Here is an 18,566-nt window from a genome sequence, read left to right as displayed (position 1 = left end):
AAAACTCTGAACAACATGCAAGTTAAAGGCAACTTATTATGATTGCTTTTGGTTAAGCTTTAGATTGATTACTTTGAGCTTCGCATTCGCGGCGCACATCTTCAATGATTTTAAGTTCTTCCTGACTAAAAGGTTGTTCATTGAGCTGTTGCTTTTTGAACGTTGGGTCAAGTAGAGACAAACGCTGACACAAATTATTCATACGTTTTTCATTGTGCTGAATACGATCTAACAATACACGCATACCTTCTAACATCGGGTCGGTTTGGTCTTGCGTTGCAGCATAAGGTTGGAAACCAATACTTTCTGCATAATCGCGACGACGTGTTTCGGCTTCATCTTTTGGCTTATCTTTCGTGATAAAGCGTGCTGGATTACCCACTGCGGTAGTATCCGCAGGAACTTCTTTGGTCACCACGGCATTTGAACCGACTTTGGCATTTTTACCTACCGTAAATGGGCCTAAGATCTTTGCACCAGCGCCAACCACTACGCCATCTTCCAAGGTGGGGTGACGTTTGCCTTTGTTCCATGTTGTACCCCCTAAGGTCACACCATGGTAAAGGGTGACATCATCACCAATTTCAGCAGTTTCACCAATTACCACACCCATACCATGGTCAATAAAAAAACGACGACCGATTTTCGCACCCGGATGAATCTCAATGCCTGTGGCAAAGCGGCTAAAAGAAGACAATAGACGAGCTGAGCCTTTACACTCTTTTTTCCAAAGTTCATGTGCCATACGATGCATGATCAAGGCATGAATTCCTGGATAAGTGGTTAAGACTTCGAGCGTATTTCGTGCAGCAGGATCGCGCGCGAATACAGCCTGTATATCTTCTTTGAGCTGCTTAAGCATTAGATTGATCCTCATTGTCTGTAGATTTTTTCCATGTTCCGTTATTTAAAGCCTGTACTCGGCTAAAGATGCCACGTAATAAGTGGTATTCCATACGATCTAATTGTATACGTCCAAATAGGCGACGCAAGCGTAAAGGTAATAATCTTGGATTTTTTGGATCCATAAATTCAATCTCTGCCAGCATTTTTTCAATATGCGGGTAGAACTGTTCCATCATTTCATGGGTCACCAAAGGTTCATCCCATTCCATATCGATGTCATCGGTAACATGCATATTGGCATCAGGATTTGCCGTTAACTCGGTATGTGCAAGGGCGGCCATGCGCATTTCATAGCAAATGACTTGAATCGCTTGGGCAACGTTCAATACGCCATATTCAGTATTTACTGGAATAGTGACGTGGTAGTTGGCCATTGCCAATTCTTCATTGGTCAAACCACGGTCTTCACGGCCAAACACCACGGCAATTTCTTGCTGTTGTTCACAGACCGCTTTGAGAGACATTTCGGCAGCAGGGCGAGCATCAAGTAATGGCCATGGGATGGTACGACTACGCGCACTAGTACCAAAGACAATATGACAATCTTTAATGGCATCTTCTAGTGATTCAACGATTTCAATTTGATCAATTAAATCGACAGCACCGGCAGCCAAAGCATTAATGTCAGGATGCGGGTAAGTCTTCGGTGCAACTAAGACCAACTTTGAAAGTCCCATGGTTTTCATGGCACGTAATGCACTACCAATATTTGCGGGTAATGTTGTATTCACCATGACAATACGCACATGGGAGAGATGTGCTGAAACCGCAGCATTGTCAGTTTGATTCATGATATTTCCAATATGTTTATTTAAAAAAGCAGTTCAAACAGCGTTTAAACTTTAAGAAAATTGATTGGCTTCTGCTTGGTATAAATCCATGGCATCATCCATGCTCATCCCATCTGGCGGTGGCGGAACCTGCGCAGGAATAGAGGCTTGTTCATAACTTACCGCTTTGGCAGCTTTGGATTTGACATGATATTCGACATGCAAAGATTCTTTACCGAAGTAGTCACGCAGCTTAGACAGTAATTCATCTAGTGGGGCAACTTTCCAGTTTAAGCCCAAATGAATGTCGGCCGTCGCATATGGATAGTCTATATATAACTGCACAGGTATATGCGTACACATATCGACATTGCAAAAAGGCAGTAAAATATTTTGGATGTCGCGTGATAGCGTTTTACTAAAATGTTCAGGTGTTAATTTAATTTGAATGGCATTGGCACGTTTTTGACGGATTTCATTCAAGCTGAAGGCTTTAGTTAAGCGACCCATTGGCCGATCAAAACCTTCACGTTCGTAAATTTCACCTTCAATGACCACCACTTTTTCGTTTTGAATCACATCTTTGAAGCGGTTAAAACGTTCGTGATTCGCAGACACTTCAATACGTGCAGTACCATCATCGAGCGTCACCATCATGCGGTTCGGGAAGTTGGCAACATCGACGACTAGGCCTGCAAATACTGTAGTGGTACCACGTCGTGTAGGCGTAAGCTCATTAATGCGCTGTGAAATAAAGGCTTTTAGCTCCGATCGATACACATCGATCGGATGACCTGTTAGATAAAGCCCAAGAGTATCTTTTTCACCTTTAAGACGAACTTCATCAGACCACGGTTTAACAGGTTTAGAAGGTTTACGCTGAACTTCTTCAACTTCACCAAATAAATCCATCATCCCTGTTTCGCGGTTAGTGCGGGCTTGGTCCGCCGCTTGTACAGCTTCTGGCAATTGCGCCATCAAGTTAGCGCGCTCTAATCCTAAACAATCCAATGCGCCACCACGAATCAATGCTTCAAGCGTGCGCTTATTGATTTTTTTTAGGTCAATACGATGGCAGAAGTCAAACAGATCTTTATATGGGCCATCTTGGATACGTGAGTCAATCACAGACTGCATGGCAGCTTCACCGACACCCTTGATCGCACCTAAACCATAGACGATGGTTTTTGGATCGCTGGCATGGAAATTATATAAAGACATATTGACCGAAGGTGGCAAGACTTCAAGACCATTAATACGACAGTCATCGATCAAGAACACCACGTTATCGGTATTCTGCATTTCCGAGGTCATCACTGCTGACATAAATTCAGCAGGGAAATGTGCTTTTAACCAAGCGGTTTGATATGCAACAAGGGCATAGGCTGCGGCATGGGATTTGTTAAAACCATAGCCTGCGAATTTTTCCATATAATCGAAGATATGGTTGGCCGTATCTGCATCAATACCTTTGGTTGCAGCACCTTCAGTAAAGATCTGACGGTGCTTAATCATTTCTTCGACTTTCTTTTTACCCATGGCACGACGAAGTAAATCCGCGCCACCCAAGCTATAGCCAGCACAGAACTGCGCTGCCTGCATTACCTGTTCCTGATACACCATAATGCCGTATGTCGGTTCAAGGACACTTTCTAGTAATGGATGTAAGTATTCAAACTCGCCACCATGCATACGGTAAATAAAGTCAGGAATCAGATCCATCGGGCCAGGACGATATAAAGACACGAAAGCAATAATTTCTTCGAACTTACTTGGACGTGCCTCTTTCAGCATTTTTTTCATGCCAACGGATTCAAACTGGAAGACCGCTGTGGTGTTTGCATCTGCGAACACGGCATAGGCAGGTTTATCATCCAAAGGAATTAAGGAAATATCGACAGGTGTGGTGATATCTGGACGGGCATTGATGTGCTTAATGGCATCTTCAATTACCGTTAAGTTACGTAAGCCCAAGAAGTCGAATTTAACTAGGCCTGCTGCTTCCACATCGTCTTTATCGAATTGGGCGACACGGTTAGTTCCATCTGCATCACAGAGTACTGCCGAATAGTCTGTTAACTTGGTTGGTGCAATGACCACACCACCAGCGTGCTTACCTGTATTACGGGTAATGCCTTCAAGTTTGAGTGCCATTTCCCAAATTTCGGCAGCATCGTCGTTATCTGGGTTTGATGGATTGGTGACAATATCTTTGAGCTGTGGTTCGGCCTCAATCGATTCTTCCAAACTTAAACCTAAAGGCTTGGTTGGAATCATTTTCGAAATACGGTCAGCCAAACCATAAGATTTACCCAAGACACGGGCTACGTCACGAATCGCACCTTTTGCTGCCATGGTCCCGAAAGTTGCAATCTGAGAAACCGCATCACGACCATAGGTACGTGCTACATAGTCAATAACACGGTCACGACCTGCAATACAGAAATCGACGTCAAAGTCGGGCATTGATACACGTTCAGGGTTTAAGAAACGCTCGAACAGTAGGTCATAACGCAGTGGATCAAGGTCGGTAATTTTTAAACTATAGGCAACCAATGAACCTGCACCCGAACCACGGCCTGGACCAACAGGGACGCCATTACCTTTAGACCATTGAATAAAGTCCATGACAATCAGGAAGTAACCCGGGAATTGCATGGTCAGGATGATCCCGACTTCATAAGCCAAACGTTCATCATAAGGCTTACGAATTTCTGGCCAGTCGTCACCACGTTGTTCGACAGGGTACAAATGCGCTAAACGTTCTTCTAAACCTTCTTTTGATAAATGTTCAAAATAGGTGTCAATTGTATGACCTTCAGGAATTGGATAATCGGGAAGGTCATGGAAGCCTAAACGTAATGACACATTACAGCGTCGCGCAATGTGATAGGTATTTTCTATAGCCGTTGGAATGTCTGCAAACAGCTCCGTCATTTCCTCGGCAGTTTTAAAATACTGTTCAGGACTGTAATTTTTAGGGCGACGATTGTCACCGAGGACATAGCCATCGGCAATACAAACGCGTGCTTCATGTGCCTCGAAATCTTCTTTACGTATAAAATGCACATCGTTATGAGCAACCACACCAATGTTAAATTTCTTCGCAAGTTTTACTGCTTCGTGAATGAAGTCTTCTTCACCCGAGCGCTCAGTTCGTGTAATCGCTAAATAAGCACGATTGCCAAATTTTTCGACCCATTCAGCTAACAGAGGTTCAGCTTTTTGCGGGTTGGAAGAGCAAAGCATTTTGCCGACATCACTTTGCATACCCAGTAAAACAATCAAGTCTTGGTGTTGATTTAAAATCCAATCTTTTTTTACGCAAGGAATATCAAGCTGTTGACCTGAAATATAACCTTCAGAAACCAACTCTGTTAGACTGCGCCAACCTTTATTGGTCATCGCTAGAAGAGTAGCTTTGTGTTCAGCATCATTCAAACGAATGGTTGAACCAAATATGGGTTTAATGCCTTTATCTAAGCACTTTTTATAGAATTTTACAGCAGCATGTAGATTTGAAAGGTCAGTAATGGCCAGAGCGGGCATTTCATCTGCAGCTGCAGCTTTTACAAGATCAGGTATACGTACAATAGATTCAGTAATGGAAAATTCTGTAAAAATACCAAGATGTACAAAGTGCATAGATGAGTCCCTGCGAAAACAGCTGCTGATTTTAGCATGCTCTGAGATCAAACTTGCGTTTATTGCATGGCTTTATGCAGATTTATAAATTCACTGTTTAAGCAATAAACGCTGTATGACAAGCACGATTTAGCAAGCAATACCTTGATTAACTGAAAGAGCTATTAATTTGCCATTTTTAAAGTTGAAGGCCAGATTACCAATATAGAGTAAATCATAATTTTGCGGCTCTTTCAGCACGGATTTGGCATGAGTAGGTGAGAGTAAAATCACATAAGCCACTTCATTTGGATTGGCGGATTTTGCACTTTTGGGAAAGTCTTTTTTAAATTGTAGAAAGTTATATTGGCTTGTCAGGATTTTTTGTCTAATTTGAATTTTATCGCATATTTGAGTGGATTTATCCCATTCCATCCAAACATCCCCTTTGGTCTGTCCAAGTTGGACGAAGCTGCTTTTATTTTTATAGAATGAATCATTTTTAACTTGAGGATTGTCCTCAGCATAAATTTCAAATTTTAGAAATTTACCTTTTGATGTGATATGAAATTCAGTATTGCCGGTACATTCTGAATATTCAAATTTTAAGCTTTACTGGATTTTTGCTGATTAATGCATTTGCTTTTGATGCAGGCAAGGGTAAGGCTAAGTCAACATCATTTACCTTAATACTAGTGACATAGTCATAATCAGCAATGGATGTAGATGCAGCTGAAGTGATCAATATTGCTGTTGTGAAAAAAATTTAAGCGGAAAATTTGTGTTAGCAGTATTGTTTGCATGGAGAATATAAAATTCTATTCTTTTGATAGTTTGTACTCATTCAAGTTTTTGTAAACGTAATATTGAAGGTCATATTTTAAATTTTATGGTGTTGCTAATTTGCCGTCAAAATAATTTAAAACTAAAAAAAATTTTGGTTTAATTGCGGCATTAAAAACTAAATTTTAGAATCTAAGAAACTAAAAAGCCCTCCGAGGAGAGCTTAAATATATGAATTATGCAGGCCTAGCGTAATTTTGATAACCAGTCACCCAGACTTTGTACGATTTGTACCAAGATCAATAAGACAATCACGGTCATGATGACCACGCTACTATCAAAACGTTGATAACCATAAGAAATAGCAAGGTCACCGATTCCGCCTGCACCTACTGCACCCGCCATGGCTGTTGCGCCAATTAAGCTAATGGTTGCAGTCGTTAAGTTTAAAATCAAAGAGCTACGAGACTCTGGTAGGACAAATTTAGTAATGATTTGCAGCGGAGATGCACCCATCGCTTGAGCAGACTCAATGATGCCGTCATTCACTTCAAGCAACGAAGTTTCAATCAAACGACCAATGTAAGGACCAACATAGATAGTGAGCGGAACAATTGCAGCCCAAGTCCCAATGGAAGTCCCTACAATGACTTTGGTCAAAGGAATGACCGCAATCAAGAGGATAATAAATGGCAATGAACGCAGCGCATTCACAATCGGGTTCAAACCATGGTAGATGACACGGTTAGGCAAAATGCCTTGTGGACGTGAGACATATAAAATCACGGCCTGGATAAAACCCCATATACAGCCGAAGAGCATGGCAAAGAACACCATGTGAAAAGTTTCTTGTAGGGCAGTAACGAACTGATCCATAGACAAAGAACTTTTCCAAAAGGGTGCTGTAATTTGAGTCAGCCATTGAACAATTAAATCTCTCATTGCTGAACTCCTGCTTGAGTGACTTCAACGCCATGTTGTTCTAAGAACGCCACCGCTTGTTGAATCAATGCTGCATCACCTAATAGCTGAACGAACATTTGTCCAATCACCGCACCATTAATTTCAGTCATATTGGCAAACAAAATATTCAGGCTAATATCAAACTGTTTAATTACTGCTTGAATGACGGTTTCCTGTGCCGAACTGCCCAGAAATTTTAAACAATAAATACTGTTATGGTTTTGATTTTCTAGATTATTTAAAATATTAACAGGAAGCTGTTGCTGCAATACAGTTTGAATAAAGTTTTTGGTTGTATTGTGTTTTGGCTGACTAAAAATCTCTAAGGTTGAGCTGTGTTCGATGATTTTCCCTTGTTCCATCACCGCAACATAATCACAAACAGATTCAATCACATCCATTTCATGGGTGACCATCACAATAGTAATGCCTTGTTCTTGATTGATTTTCTTTAATAACGCCAATACCGACTTGGTGGTTTGCGGATCGAGAGCAGATGTTGCTTCATCACACAGTAAAATTTTAGGATGATTGGCAAGCGCACGGGCAATCCCGACACGTTGTTTTTGACCACCAGAGAGCTCATCCGGATAGGCATATTTCTTATGTTTTAAGTCAATAAATTCGAGCAACTCTTCTAAACGTTTTTGGCGTTCAGCTTTAGAAACACCTAAAAGTTTAAGCGGCATTTCAATATTTTCTGCAACAGTTTTGGTTTGCAGTAAATTGAAGTGCTGGAAGATCATGCCAATATTGGTTCTCTCTTGACGAAGCTCTGCCGAATTTAAAGCAGTAAAGTCTTTATCATGAATAATAATTTGCCCTTCACTAGGACGTTCTAGCAAATTAATTAAACGGATTAAGGTACTTTTGCCTGCACCACTGTAGCCAATTAGACCGAAAATACAGCCATCTGGAATGTCCAGATTAATCTGATCCAGTGCTGTAACGGTTTGGCCTTTTAGCTCAAAATGCTTGGAGATATTTTTAAATTGGATCATAGCGTCAAAAAAGGGTTCAAAAATGAAAAAACAGGCAAAGTAAACTTTGCCTGTTTATTTGAAGAAATTATATTACTATTTTGCTTCAGTGAGGTAGCTAGTTGGTTTGTTTACATCAATTTTAGTACCACCAAAATGTTCATCGATGTAAGCTTTAACTGCTGGAGTGTGATAAAGCGCGCCTACTTTTTGTAGAACTGGGTCATTTTGACGGTCAGCAGCAACAGCAAGAATGTTCACGTTCATTTTTGTACTTTGATCGATTGGTTCATAGTAAACCGCATCTTTTAGTACGTTTAAACCACCTTCCATCGCAAGGGTATTACCCAAAACAATCGCATCAACTTCGTCTTTAACACGAACCGCAGTCGCCATTTGAATTGGTTTGATTACGATTTTTTTCGCATTTTCAGTTACGTCAGCAGGTGTGCCTTTTACATCGTCAAAATCAGCTTTAAGTTTGATTAAGCCAGCAGATTGAAGTAGTAACAATGCACGTGATTCGTTTGCGCCATCATTTGGAATCGCAATTGTTGCACCTGTTTTGAACTCTTCAAGTTTTTTGACTTTGCTTGAATAGATACCCATTGGCTCTAAATAAGTAGTCGAAAGCGGTGCGATTTTATCTTTATTGTTGTCATTAAACGCAACCATATAGGCATATGACTGGAATGCATTAACATCAATTTCTTTGTTCGCTACAGCAGTGTTCATAGACACATAGTCAGTAAAGTTTTTCACTTCAAGTTTAATGCCAGCTTCTTTGGTTTCAGGAAGCGTAGCAATATAGCGCCAAATATCAGCATCTGAACCAGTCGAAGCCATGGTAACAGTTTGCACTTCTGCAGTGTCTTTTTGTTGTGCGGCGTCAGTTGCAGGAGCTTCTTGTTTACCACAGCCTGAAAGGCCCACAGATAAACCGAGAACTAATCCTAGGAGCTTTTTCATATATTCACCCGAGTAAATTTATAAAATTAATAAATTCACAAATCATATTATGGAGAGATTTACTTAAGTCTTTTATCAGACAGGCTGATAGATGCTTAATAATTTAAAATGCTACACAGACTTATACAATTAGATCTGAGTCTATTTCCAAATGGGAAAAGATAGCCATTGCAAGCTGCTGTAAACAAAAGATTTAATAAAGCAAATCTCTATATTTCGCTAGGCATCATATCAATTTTTTATTATTCAATATAGTGATTTAAAAAGTTATGCTTAGCACCAAAAATGTATATGGAATATGTTTAATTAAATAATTTAATAAGTAAAAACAATATATTATTTATAATTAAACTATTTAAGTACGTCATTTGTATAAGTTTAGGTCTATATAACAAATTTTAAAAAGTATTGCTGAAAAAATGATAAAAATGAAATAAGTCCTGTCATACACAAAATTTGTAACATTCATATGTGAAAATAACGAAGTGCTTCAATCTAAGCTGAGTTGAAATCTTTATTGATATATTTGAAGTTCAACTTTGATTCATGGTTTTTCAAAATTTTAGATCTAAATCTGATGAAGATTGAATCCACTATATTGTTTAATATAAACTGCTTAATAATTGATCATAATAAATTGCTATGTGCGGCACGCTATGTTAAATCAGTTTGATTTCGTCTCAATTGTAAAAAAGCCTACGGTACATTATGGCGGTAGATGGGTGAGCCATGTTTTAAAAATTGAAGATGGTAGCCAAAAAACCATTGGTGTATTTTTGATATCAGAACAACCTATGACGTTTGAGGTGCATGTGAAAGAACGTGTTGAATTCACATCAAGATAGTGTGTTGTGCAAATTGGGGAGCAGGTCGAGTTTGTTCAATATACTTCTGGCGAAAGGTTTATTGTTCCTCAAGATTCAATTTTTTAAAGTGCAATATACTGATGTTGTCGACTATGTATTCCATTTTGATTAAGCATGCTTAGACAAGTTTGCAGTTGCTTCAGCTTACACCTCAAGATGTTTTAATCGCTAGTGATCGAATTTGATATTTTTTCTTAACCCTGCATTTAGCAGGGTTTTTTATATGATTTAATGAATGATTTAGCTTTCTTATGCGAAATCCTGTAGTTACTAAAATTAAAGAATTTAACATCACCTATAGTCACTGTTTGGCAGAGTTAATGTACTTTAGTTTTGCCGTGAATAATTATTGAATTAGCAAAATGGAATGTGCAAGTAATCACTACGCTGTATTTCATAAAGTACGTGACGGTTTAGTGGGTGTTCAGCTGGTACAAGCGGATGATTGAACTCGCGGACTTTTTGCATACCAATGCGCTGCATCACACGTTCCGAAGGCGTGTTTAAAATCGCTGTAAATGAAATGACTTTATCTAATCTTAAGTTTCGAAAAGCATGTTTAAGTACAGCTTTTGCTCCTTCGGTGGCATAGCCTTGATGCCAATATTGTGGCAGTAAGCGCCAACCAATTTCTGGTGCATCGGCTATTTCAAGCTCAGGTGGATGGATATGTAAACCAATAAAGCCAATAAATTCTCCTGTAGCTTTAAGCTCGACAGCATATAAGCCCCAGCCGCGTGTTTCGATTGCATCACGTATGCGTTGTATAAAGGCAGTAGCTTCAGAAGCATCGAGTTTTTTAGGGAAATAGCGCATGACTTCGTCATCTGCACACATTTGAATAAATGGGGCGGTGTCGGAGTCTTGCCATTGACGGAGAATGAGGCGAGGGGTTTGGATAGGAATCATCAGCAACTGAATTATCATTAATAAGCTTAAGTCCTTGACTTTATAGTATATAAAGAGAAAAATAAATTTTATTTAAAAAATAATCAAAAATGAGCTCATTTAACCTTTTTAAAATGTTTATAGTTTTAATTTCTATAGGTTTGATTTCTTGCTCAAATACAGAAAATCTCGAACCAGATTTTCAATTTTTATTGGCTAATGAGCCTAACTGGGTTGAAGTAAAAAACGAGTCAGCCTATTCCGATCTAATGATCACAGAATATATGGATATCAGTACTATAAGTAGATGGACCTATAAAGAACCATTAATTATTAGAACAAAAACATCCTATAGAACGATAGGAGGAATAAGTACTGAGGATAGGGATGAAATAATCTATTCGTTAGTTGAATGTTTTAATTCTCGTTCGGCAACTGTAAGTTATGAGGATGTACTAATGATTCCTAATTCGGAGCCAATTATTCATTCGAATCGTTATTTGATACCTGACTATAGTTTTGATCTATCTGATGAAATTTGGCAGCAAATTCCAAAAGATACCTCCATATCAACTTATTGCTCTAAATTAAAAAAAACTAAAAAACTCGATGACTTTGTAAATAAAACTCAAGAAAAATTGGGTTGGATACCTATACGAATTGAAAACTCACCAAGATATCATTACTTAAATATTAATGATTTAGATAAGATTTCTAATTTTGTGCCTTTTAGATTGGAGGTAAAGGTTTATAAAGTAGAAGAATACTTAGACAAAACATCTACATCAACGACTTATAGTGTGATATTTGATTGTAAGAATCATCGCATGGCTATTTGGTATAAAACGCTTAATATGAATGATTTTGAATATAAACCTAACCCTAATCCAATAGTGCTGGAAAAATATAATTACTTTAAGGATTTAAGTGAGATTGATGACTGGCAGCTTATAGATACCGATAGTTTTGTATATAAGGAAAAAATATGCCAAAAATAATGGAGAGACCTTTAAAACCATATGTAGAAATAGTTCTATTGATTAAGTAAGGCAGATATTTTTGAATAAATATTTATGTTTATCTCAAAAAAGTATAAGCAATACTTAGTGTTAGATAAGTAACGAATAAAGTAGTTTATAATATTTAATTTTTTTATTTAGGATTACCAAATACATATAGTTCTAAAAAAACCCCGAACGAATCAGGGTTTTTATTTAATCCGATGAATGATTAAGCATTTTCACGCGCAATCGCACGGTAACCAATATCTTTACGGTATTGAATGCCGTCAAACGTTACTTTTTGGCACAGCTCTAATGCTTTCGCTTGCGCTTCGCCAATGGTGTTGCCTAGCGCAGTCACACAAAGTACACGACCACCAGCAGTCACAATATCACCATTCTCAAGCGCTTTTGTACCTGCATGGAATACTTTTGCATCAGCCATTTCTGTGTCTAAACCAGAAATCACATCACCATTGCTAGAAGTTTCTGGGTAGCCTTTAGATGCAAGTACGATACCTACAGTCTTACGCTCATCCCATTCAGCTTCCGCAGGTAAGTTACCAGCGATACCAGCTTCAACCAAATCAACTAAAGATGATTTTAAACGCATCATAATTGGTTGAGTTTCAGGGTCGCCAAAACGACAGTTGAACTCGATCACTTTTGGTTGACCTTGTTCATCAATCATTAAGCCTGCGTATAAGAAACCTGTATAAACATGACCGTCTTTTTTCATACCTTCAACGGTAGGACGCATCACTTCATTCATGGTTTTTTCAAACACGTCAGCAGTCACTACAGGCGCAGGAGAGTAAGCACCCATTCCGCCAGTGTTCGGACCTTGGTCACCTTCAAAGATACGTTTGTGATCTTGTGAAGTCGCCATCGGCAAGATGTTGTCGCCATCAATCATACAAATGAAAGACGCTTCTTCACCCGCAAGGAATTCTTCAATCACAACACGAGAACCCGCATCACCAAATTTGTTGCCTGCAAGCATATCATCAATCGCATCAAATGCTTCTTGATTGGTCATGGCAACGATTACGCCTTTACCTGCTGCAAGACCGTCAGCCTTGATCACGATTGGCGCGCCATTTTTTTCAACAAATGCTTTCGCTGCATCTACTTCTGTGAACACGTCATAGAAAGCAGTTGGAATGTTGTGGCGTTTTAAGAAGTGCTTCGCAAATGCTTTAGAGCCTTCAAGCTGCGCTGCAAATTGAGTAGGACCCCAAATTTTTACACCTGCTTCACGGCAAGCATCCACCACACCATTTACAAGCGGTGCTTCAGGGCCAACCACTATTAAATCAACTGCATTGTTTTTTGCAAAGTCGATAATCGCTGCATTGTCCAAAATGTTAAGCGCAACATTTTCGCATTTATTTTCAGTTGCAGAACCTGCATTACCCGGTGCTACAAATACTTTTGCGACTTTATCATCTTGTGCGATTTTCCATGCAAGCGCATGTTCACGACCGCCATTACCCAAAACTAAAATATTCATCGGTTCATACTCCATGAATCGAAAATGACATAAAGTCCTCAACCTGAAAGCAGGAGAGGACTTTATGCAAGATTAGAAATCTAATGTATTAAGCAAAAGACTGTGCTTAATTGTCATGATCAAGTCGCCAAATTAGTGACGGAAGTGACGCATGCCAGTGAAGACCATTGCAATACCAGCTTCATCAGCAGCAGCAATTGTTTCTTCATCACGCATAGAACCACCCGGTTGGATAATGCATTTGATACCCGCTTTGGCAGCGTTATCAATACCATCACGGAATGGGAAGAATGCATCAGATGCCATTACAGCGCCTTCAACTACTAAACCAGCATGTTCAGCTTTGATCGCAGCAATACGAGCAGAGTTAACGCGGCTCATTTGACCTGCGCCAACACCAATCGTTTGACGGCCTTTCGCATAAACAATCGCGTTAGATTTAACGTATTTCGCAACTTTCCAAGCGAAGATTAAATCATCAATTTCTGCTTCAGTTGGTGCACGTTTAGTCACAACTTTAAGATCATCTTTCGTGATCATGCCTAAGTCTTGGTCTTGAACCAATAGACCGCCATTTACACGTTTGTAATCCAACTGAGCTTGACGTTCGTCGATGTTCGGAAGTTCGCCACATACAAGTACACGTACGTTTTTCTTCGCACCAGTCACTTCAAGCACGCCTTCAGCAACGCTCGGAGCAATGATCACTTCAACGAATTGACGGTCAACAATAGCTTGCGCAGTTGCAACGTCTAATTCACGGTTGAATGCAATGATGCCACCGAATGCAGATTCAGGGTCAGTTGCATATGCAAGGTCATAAGCGGCTTGGATGCCGTCTAAAGATACTGCAACGCCACATGGGTTTGCGTGTTTTACGATGACACATGCAGGTTTAGCGAATGATTTAACACATTCAAGTGCTGCGTCAGTGTCTGCAATGTTGTTATAAGAGAGTTCTTTACCTTGAAGCTGTTTCGCAGTAGAAACAGATGCTTCAGTTGCTGTGTCTTCTACATAGAATGCAGCAGATTGATGCGGGTTTTCACCGTAACGAAGATCTTGGACTTTATTTAATTGCGTGTTGAATGTACGTGCAAATTTGTCAGCTTGACCTTCATCTTTACCTACGCGAGCGCCTAAGTAAGAAGCGATCATACCGTCGTATTGAGCAGTATGTTCAAATGCTTTAACCGCAAGGTCAAAACGAGTTGCATGTGAAAGTGAACCTTCAGCTTTAAGCTCAGCAACGACAGTTGCATAGTCAGCAGCATTTACCACGATACCAACAGATGCATGGTTTTTCGCAGCAGCACGAACCATAGTCGGACCACCGATGTCGATGTTTTCAATCGCATCAGCAAGTGAACAGTTTGGTTTTGCAACAGTTGCAGCAAACGGATAAAGGTTAACAACTACAAGATCGATTGCATCGATGTTGTGTTCAGCCATCACAGCTTCGTCTAGACCGCGACGAGCTAAGATACCACCATGAATTTTCGGATGTAGCGTTTTTACACGGCCGTCCATCATCTCTGGGAAACCTGTGTGCTCTGAAACTTCAACTACGGCAACATTATTGTCTTTCAACAATTTGTATGTTCCGCCAGTAGATAAAATTTCTACCCCTAGAGCAGCAAGTTCTTGTGCAAATTCAACAATTCCAGTCTTGTCAGACACAGAGATTAAAGCGCGTTTAATAGTCATGATCTTCGTCACAGTTTTCAAGGAACAGATTAAAACAAAATTAGCAAAATACAGGTTAAAAAAAATGCCTGCGGAAGCCGCAAGCATTTTATCATTTATTCACTCATTAAACCGTGAGCTTTCAACTTTTTACGTAAAGTACCACGGTTTAAGCCGAGAATCTCAGCAGCGCGGGTTTGATTACCACGCGTATATTCAAGAACTACAGATAGAAGAGGCTTCTCCATTTCCGCCAGCACCATATCGTATACCTGAGATGGTTGCTCGCCTTGCAATTGTGCAAAGTAATGGCGAACTGCGCGATCTACGTGAATACGAAGAGCGACATCAGATTGTGCAGTAAAAATAGGAGATTTGCTATTCATGCGAATTAATCCGAAAAATCAAATATCACTTGGGTAAAGTGATTTGTTAAAAGTGGTCTATAAACTTGAATGAACTCCGTTTTAGTTCCTAATGCGGAGTTCTAAAACTTGTACATTACTTGTAGCTTGACACAACTCGCAAAATTGTTCGAAAAATAAGCGTAACAATAGATTAATAATTGTTACAGCCTAAAAAACAAACAAAAAATCTACTCAATACGCAATAAGTAATAAAGCGCACGGTTGGGATTGTATTTGTTGTGAAAAATTAGCGAGGAGTTTGCAGCACAAAGCTTTCGTGGCGCGTATCATACCATTGTCTAGGAAAAAGTGAGCAAGAAAACTGCATTTTTTTTATGTTTTTTTTACTTTTTTAATAGTTTTTTCCAATATTAGGGGCGAATCAACTCAATTGAATAATTATCGAAGCTTTTGCGTGCAATTGGTAGACTAAATTGGAATTTAAAAGGACTACTTTTTGGGATCCGTTGGATGCCATGCAGACTTTTGTCCAAATACTCTTCAGGTAAAAGCGTATAGTTTGCTATTTCAGTACCATTTTCTTTTAGTGAAATTTTCATATTGGGTAAGGCAAGGCTACGGTCATGAAAATTGATCATTTCACCTGTAAAACGTGTTTCATTATTTCCAATGCTACGAATTTTGACTTTTTTGGTACTAATTAAACTGTAATGTTCCTCTAGACGTGAACAATTGAATACATCACAGACCGCAGTAAATGCAGCACCCATCACTGGACTATTTTTTAAATATTGAGGATTGAACCAGAAAAACTGGAATATAAGTGCACCAAATAAGAAAGCATTAATACAGAACCACATAAAATAGTTCAGTGGGGTACGTTTTTTATCTTTTTCAGCCTGTTCTGCCCAATTTACAGCAGGCAGGTTGCCGATTGGTTCGGTGCTGAAATAATTTAAGTTATTTAAATAAGTTTTTAGATCGATATTAGAGTTTTCGACTTTTTGATCAAATAGTTTTAATAAATGGTGGGTTGGTGTTTCTTCAACAGTCACTGGCGTAAGCGTATTATTAAATTCGCTGACATTAATAATAGTATTGGTATTTTTTTGCGGTGCATTTTCTGGCTCAGGGGTAGAAAAAGACAACGCTTTATCTACCACCAAATGAGACAGTGCATTAAAAGATGTAGAGCACTTTGGGCAACAAACCATGCCCTGAGCGACAGTAAGCTGCGGAACAGTTACTTTATATGTTGTAAAACAAGTAGGGCAGTTAGTTAATTTGTCGCTCATAAGTACACATTTTAAATTTTAATACTGTTGGCGTTTACCCGAAATTCGGCACCATGTTTCGTCACGTTTTTCTACGTCTAATATATCAAAAAATTCAGAATAAACACTAGAAACATCAGAAACTTGCTCTTCAATTACACCTGCAAGTGCGAACTCTCCCTCAGATTTAATTAAAGTTGAGAATTCTGCAGCCAAGGCCATTAGAGGGCCTGCAAGAATATTGGCAACAAACACATCGGCTTTTTGTCCAGCAAGCTCTTGGTTGAACTCTTCAGGTAGGCCTACATACAGATTTTCCAGTACACCATTTAATTCGGCATTTTGTTGTGTTGCTAAAACCGCTTGTGGGTCAATATCAGTGGCATAAACTTTTTTTGCACCCAAAAGTAAAGCGGCAACACCTAAAATACCAGAACCACAACCGTAGTCGATTACGATTTTATCCTTAAGATCAACTTTACCTAACCATTGTAGGCATAAGAATGTTGATGCATGGTTGCCAGTACCAAATGCCAGACCTGGGTCTAGTTTGATGTTTACGGCGTCTGCTTCTGGCGCTTCCATCCATTCTGGGACGATCCAATATTTCTCACCAATTTGAATAGGCTCATAGGCATCCATCCATGTGCGTTCCCATTCTTGGTCTTCAATGAATTCGCTACGCATTGGCGCATCAGTAAGTTGAGCTTTAATAAATGTTTCTAATGCAGCAACATCAATTTCTTCATCATCTTCTTGTGCATAGATACCAGTAACGATCACTTTATTCCAAAGAGGTGTTTCACCTGGAAGTGGTTCAAGTAAATCCTGATTTTCTGCATCATCTAGCGTGACACTGACTGCACCTAAAGAGCTGAGCAGTGTTTCAGTGTAATCAACTTGAGCTTTTTCAACAGTAATATGAATTTGTAACCACTTCACGGACATAACCTAAATGAGTTTTATAAAAAGCTATTGTAACGGAACTCGGCAACTTGCAGCTAGCCATTATCAAAATTGACAAAAAATAAAAGGATGCACGTGGCATCCTTTTAAGTTTTCAGCGACTTAACTTTTAATTGTTTCGGTCGTTGTTGTCGAGATCGGTGCAAAACGTGTAATTAGGAAGCCAAATACAGCGGCAAAGATGTACATAAAGATTGAATATACTGCCGCAGGCATTGCAACTGCAGAGCTTGCCATCACTGTTAAGGCGATGGTCATGGCCAACGTGCTGTTATGAATCCCGATTTCAAATGCACAAGCACGTGCCTGAGCACTATTGATGCCGAATAGTCTCGGAACAAAATAACCGATACATAAGCTGAAAATACAGAATAGAACCGTAGCTAAGCCAACTTGGGTTAGATAAGCCGCAATATTATGTCGTTCAGAATAAATGGCGCCAATAATAATTAAGATAAGAAAGAACACAGCAAAGATACGGAGTGGTTTATGCAGTTTCTCAGTTAGTTTAGGTGCATAGTGACGAAGTAACATACCTATACAGACAGGGATGATAATGATGCCGAAAACTTGGAGGATTTTTCCAAATTGCAGACTGATTTGTTGGCCTTCTTGCATGAAGTGCATGATCGAAAAATTTACGATCAATGGAAGGGTTAATGCTGCAATGACTGAATTGATGGCGGTCAGGGTTATATTTAAAGCCAAGTCACCTTTAAATAGATAACTAAATAAGTTGGCTGTACTACCACCGGGTGAGGCTGCGAGTAGCATCAGTCCGACTGCAAGCAGTGGTGGCAAGGCCAGCAGTTTACATAATAAAAAGGCAACGCCGACAAGTAACACGAGTTGGCAGAATAAAGCGATTAACACGGCTTTAGGATGTTTGGTGACACGTGCGAAATCTTTGGGGGTAAGTTCTAGCCCAAGCCCGATCATAATAAAGGCCAGTGCTAATGGCAAAAGAACCGTAATAATTCCAGAATCCATCTTATTTATTCTCCTTGAG

At 39.4% G+C, this 18,566-nt stretch carries 16 protein-coding genes; 2 read left to right on the top strand and 14 right to left on the bottom strand.

Annotation, left to right across the window (positions count from 1 at the left end; genetic code table 11):
* Nucleotides 1–52 precede the first annotated feature (52 nt).
* From cysE to LXF01_RS09815, 7 genes are all read right to left on the bottom strand, one after another.
* A complete protein-coding gene (cysE, locus tag LXF01_RS09845) occupies nt 53–862 on the bottom strand; it encodes a serine O-acetyltransferase (protein WP_078188746.1) in 810 nt (269 codons plus the stop codon).
* Nucleotides 855–1,697, bottom strand: a complete 843-nt coding sequence (locus LXF01_RS09840; protein WP_078193553.1) for an RNA methyltransferase — start codon at nt 1,695–1,697, stop codon at nt 855–857. Before LXF01_RS09840 ends, cysE begins: the two co-directional genes overlap by 8 nt.
* 51 nt (nt 1,698–1,748) lie before the next feature.
* Nucleotides 1,749–5,321: a DNA polymerase III subunit alpha gene (dnaE, locus tag LXF01_RS09835; protein ID WP_233944239.1), complete on the bottom strand. Its 3,573-nt coding sequence runs from the start codon at nt 5,319–5,321 to the stop codon at nt 1,749–1,751.
* Nucleotides 5,322–5,450: 129 nt separating this feature from the next.
* Complete coding sequence (locus LXF01_RS09830; RefSeq protein WP_233944238.1) at nt 5,451–5,735, bottom strand: hypothetical protein; 285 nt, start codon at nt 5,733–5,735, stop codon at nt 5,451–5,453.
* Between the two features lie 594 nt (nt 5,736–6,329).
* On the bottom strand, nt 6,330–7,025 hold the full coding sequence (locus LXF01_RS09825) for a methionine ABC transporter permease (RefSeq protein WP_078188742.1): 696 nt from the start codon (nt 7,023–7,025) through the stop codon (nt 6,330–6,332).
* The gene (locus tag LXF01_RS09820) at nt 7,022–8,047 is read right to left on the bottom strand and encodes a methionine ABC transporter ATP-binding protein (RefSeq protein WP_233944237.1); all 1,026 of its coding nucleotides are present in this window, start codon (nt 8,045–8,047) and stop codon (nt 7,022–7,024) included. The genes LXF01_RS09825 and LXF01_RS09820 overlap by 4 nt, the downstream gene beginning before the upstream one ends.
* A 75-nt stretch (nt 8,048–8,122) precedes the next feature.
* Nucleotides 8,123–8,995 carry a MetQ/NlpA family ABC transporter substrate-binding protein gene (locus LXF01_RS09815; protein WP_180007758.1) on the bottom strand — a complete coding sequence of 291 codons (873 nt, stop codon included), beginning with the start codon at nt 8,993–8,995 and terminating at the stop codon, nt 8,123–8,125.
* A gap of 656 nt (nt 8,996–9,651) precedes the next feature.
* Here LXF01_RS09815 and LXF01_RS17595 point away from each other — a divergent pair.
* Entirely contained in the window at nt 9,652–9,840 is a 189-nt protein-coding gene (locus tag LXF01_RS17595) for a hypothetical protein (RefSeq protein ID WP_442781336.1), read from the top strand.
* A gap of 375 nt (nt 9,841–10,215) precedes the next feature.
* Here the strand turns inward: LXF01_RS17595 and LXF01_RS09805 are convergent, their stop codons facing one another.
* On the bottom strand, nt 10,216–10,770 hold the full coding sequence (locus LXF01_RS09805; RefSeq protein ID WP_233945455.1) for a GNAT family N-acetyltransferase: 555 nt from the start codon (nt 10,768–10,770) through the stop codon (nt 10,216–10,218).
* A gap of 89 nt (nt 10,771–10,859) precedes the next feature.
* On the opposite strand from LXF01_RS09805, the gene LXF01_RS09800 reads away from it, so the two are divergent.
* Nucleotides 10,860–11,747 (top strand): hypothetical protein, encoded by an 888-nt coding sequence (locus tag LXF01_RS09800; RefSeq protein WP_233944236.1) that lies wholly within the window; start codon nt 10,860–10,862, stop codon nt 11,745–11,747.
* A gap of 232 nt (nt 11,748–11,979) precedes the next feature.
* On the opposite strand, the gene purD is transcribed toward LXF01_RS09800, so the two are convergent.
* The 6 genes from purD to LXF01_RS09770 all read right to left on the bottom strand — a co-directional run bounded on the left by purD (nt 11,980) and on the right by LXF01_RS09770 (nt 18,547).
* A complete protein-coding gene (gene purD / locus LXF01_RS09795; RefSeq protein ID WP_233944235.1) occupies nt 11,980–13,263 on the bottom strand; it encodes a phosphoribosylamine--glycine ligase in 1,284 nt (427 codons plus the stop codon).
* Nucleotides 13,264–13,395: 132 nt separating this feature from the next.
* On the bottom strand, nt 13,396–14,970 hold the full coding sequence (gene purH, locus LXF01_RS09790) for a bifunctional phosphoribosylaminoimidazolecarboxamide formyltransferase/IMP cyclohydrolase (RefSeq protein WP_233944234.1): 1,575 nt from the start codon (nt 14,968–14,970) through the stop codon (nt 13,396–13,398).
* Between the two features lie 95 nt (nt 14,971–15,065).
* Entirely contained in the window at nt 15,066–15,335 is a 270-nt protein-coding gene (gene fis / locus LXF01_RS09785) for a DNA-binding transcriptional regulator Fis (RefSeq protein WP_001086304.1), read from the bottom strand.
* Between the two features lie 392 nt (nt 15,336–15,727).
* Nucleotides 15,728–16,612 carry a DUF3426 domain-containing protein gene (locus LXF01_RS09780; protein WP_180048907.1) on the bottom strand — a complete coding sequence of 295 codons (885 nt, stop codon included), beginning with the start codon at nt 16,610–16,612 and terminating at the stop codon, nt 15,728–15,730.
* A gap of 18 nt (nt 16,613–16,630) precedes the next feature.
* Nucleotides 16,631–17,533, bottom strand: a complete 903-nt coding sequence (prmA, locus tag LXF01_RS09775) for a 50S ribosomal protein L11 methyltransferase (RefSeq protein ID WP_233944233.1) — start codon at nt 17,531–17,533, stop codon at nt 16,631–16,633.
* A 126-nt stretch (nt 17,534–17,659) separates the two neighbouring features.
* On the bottom strand, nt 17,660–18,547 hold the full coding sequence (locus LXF01_RS09770; protein ID WP_233944232.1) for a bile acid:sodium symporter family protein: 888 nt from the start codon (nt 18,545–18,547) through the stop codon (nt 17,660–17,662).
* Between the last annotated feature and the right edge of the window lie 19 nt (nt 18,548–18,566).

It is taken from the genome of Acinetobacter sp. SH20PTE14, assembly GCF_021391555.1.
In the GTDB taxonomy this organism is placed as follows: Bacteria; Pseudomonadota; Gammaproteobacteria; order Pseudomonadales; family Moraxellaceae; genus Acinetobacter; species Acinetobacter amyesii.
Note: the sequence above shows the minus strand (reverse complement) of the source record. Positions and strands in the feature narration are given on the sequence as shown.

Excerpts from the sequence above, each read along its gene's own strand:
- cysE (WP_078188746.1), bottom strand. The coding sequence starts at position 862 with ATGCTTAAGCAGCTCAAAGAAGATATACAGGCTGTATTCGCGCGCGAT.
- LXF01_RS09840 (WP_078193553.1), bottom strand. The coding sequence starts at position 1,697 with ATGAATCAAACTGACAATGCTGCGGTTTCAGCACATCTCTCCCATGTG.
- dnaE (WP_233944239.1), bottom strand. The coding sequence starts at position 5,321 with ATGCACTTTGTACATCTTGGTATTTTTACAGAATTTTCCATTACTGAA.
- LXF01_RS09830 (WP_233944238.1), bottom strand. The coding sequence starts at position 5,735 with ATGGAATGGGATAAATCCACTCAAATATGCGATAAAATTCAAATTAGA.
- LXF01_RS09825 (WP_078188742.1), bottom strand. The coding sequence starts at position 7,025 with ATGAGAGATTTAATTGTTCAATGGCTGACTCAAATTACAGCACCCTTT.
- LXF01_RS09820 (WP_233944237.1), bottom strand. The coding sequence starts at position 8,047 with ATGATCCAATTTAAAAATATCTCCAAGCATTTTGAGCTAAAAGGCCAA.
- LXF01_RS09815 (WP_180007758.1), bottom strand. The coding sequence starts at position 8,995 with ATGAAAAAGCTCCTAGGATTAGTTCTCGGTTTATCTGTGGGCCTTTCA.
- LXF01_RS17595 (WP_442781336.1), top strand. The coding sequence starts at position 9,652 with ATGTTAAATCAGTTTGATTTCGTCTCAATTGTAAAAAAGCCTACGGTA.
- LXF01_RS09805 (WP_233945455.1), bottom strand. The coding sequence starts at position 10,770 with ATGATTCCTATCCAAACCCCTCGCCTCATTCTCCGTCAATGGCAAGAC.
- LXF01_RS09800 (WP_233944236.1), top strand. The coding sequence starts at position 10,860 with ATGAGCTCATTTAACCTTTTTAAAATGTTTATAGTTTTAATTTCTATA.
- purD (WP_233944235.1), bottom strand. The coding sequence starts at position 13,263 with ATGAATATTTTAGTTTTGGGTAATGGCGGTCGTGAACATGCGCTTGCA.
- purH (WP_233944234.1), bottom strand. The coding sequence starts at position 14,970 with ATGACTATTAAACGCGCTTTAATCTCTGTGTCTGACAAGACTGGAATT.
- fis (WP_001086304.1), bottom strand. The coding sequence starts at position 15,335 with ATGAATAGCAAATCTCCTATTTTTACTGCACAATCTGATGTCGCTCTT.
- LXF01_RS09780 (WP_180048907.1), bottom strand. The coding sequence starts at position 16,612 with ATGAGCGACAAATTAACTAACTGCCCTACTTGTTTTACAACATATAAA.
- LXF01_RS09770 (WP_233944232.1), bottom strand. The coding sequence starts at position 18,547 with ATGGATTCTGGAATTATTACGGTTCTTTTGCCATTAGCACTGGCCTTT.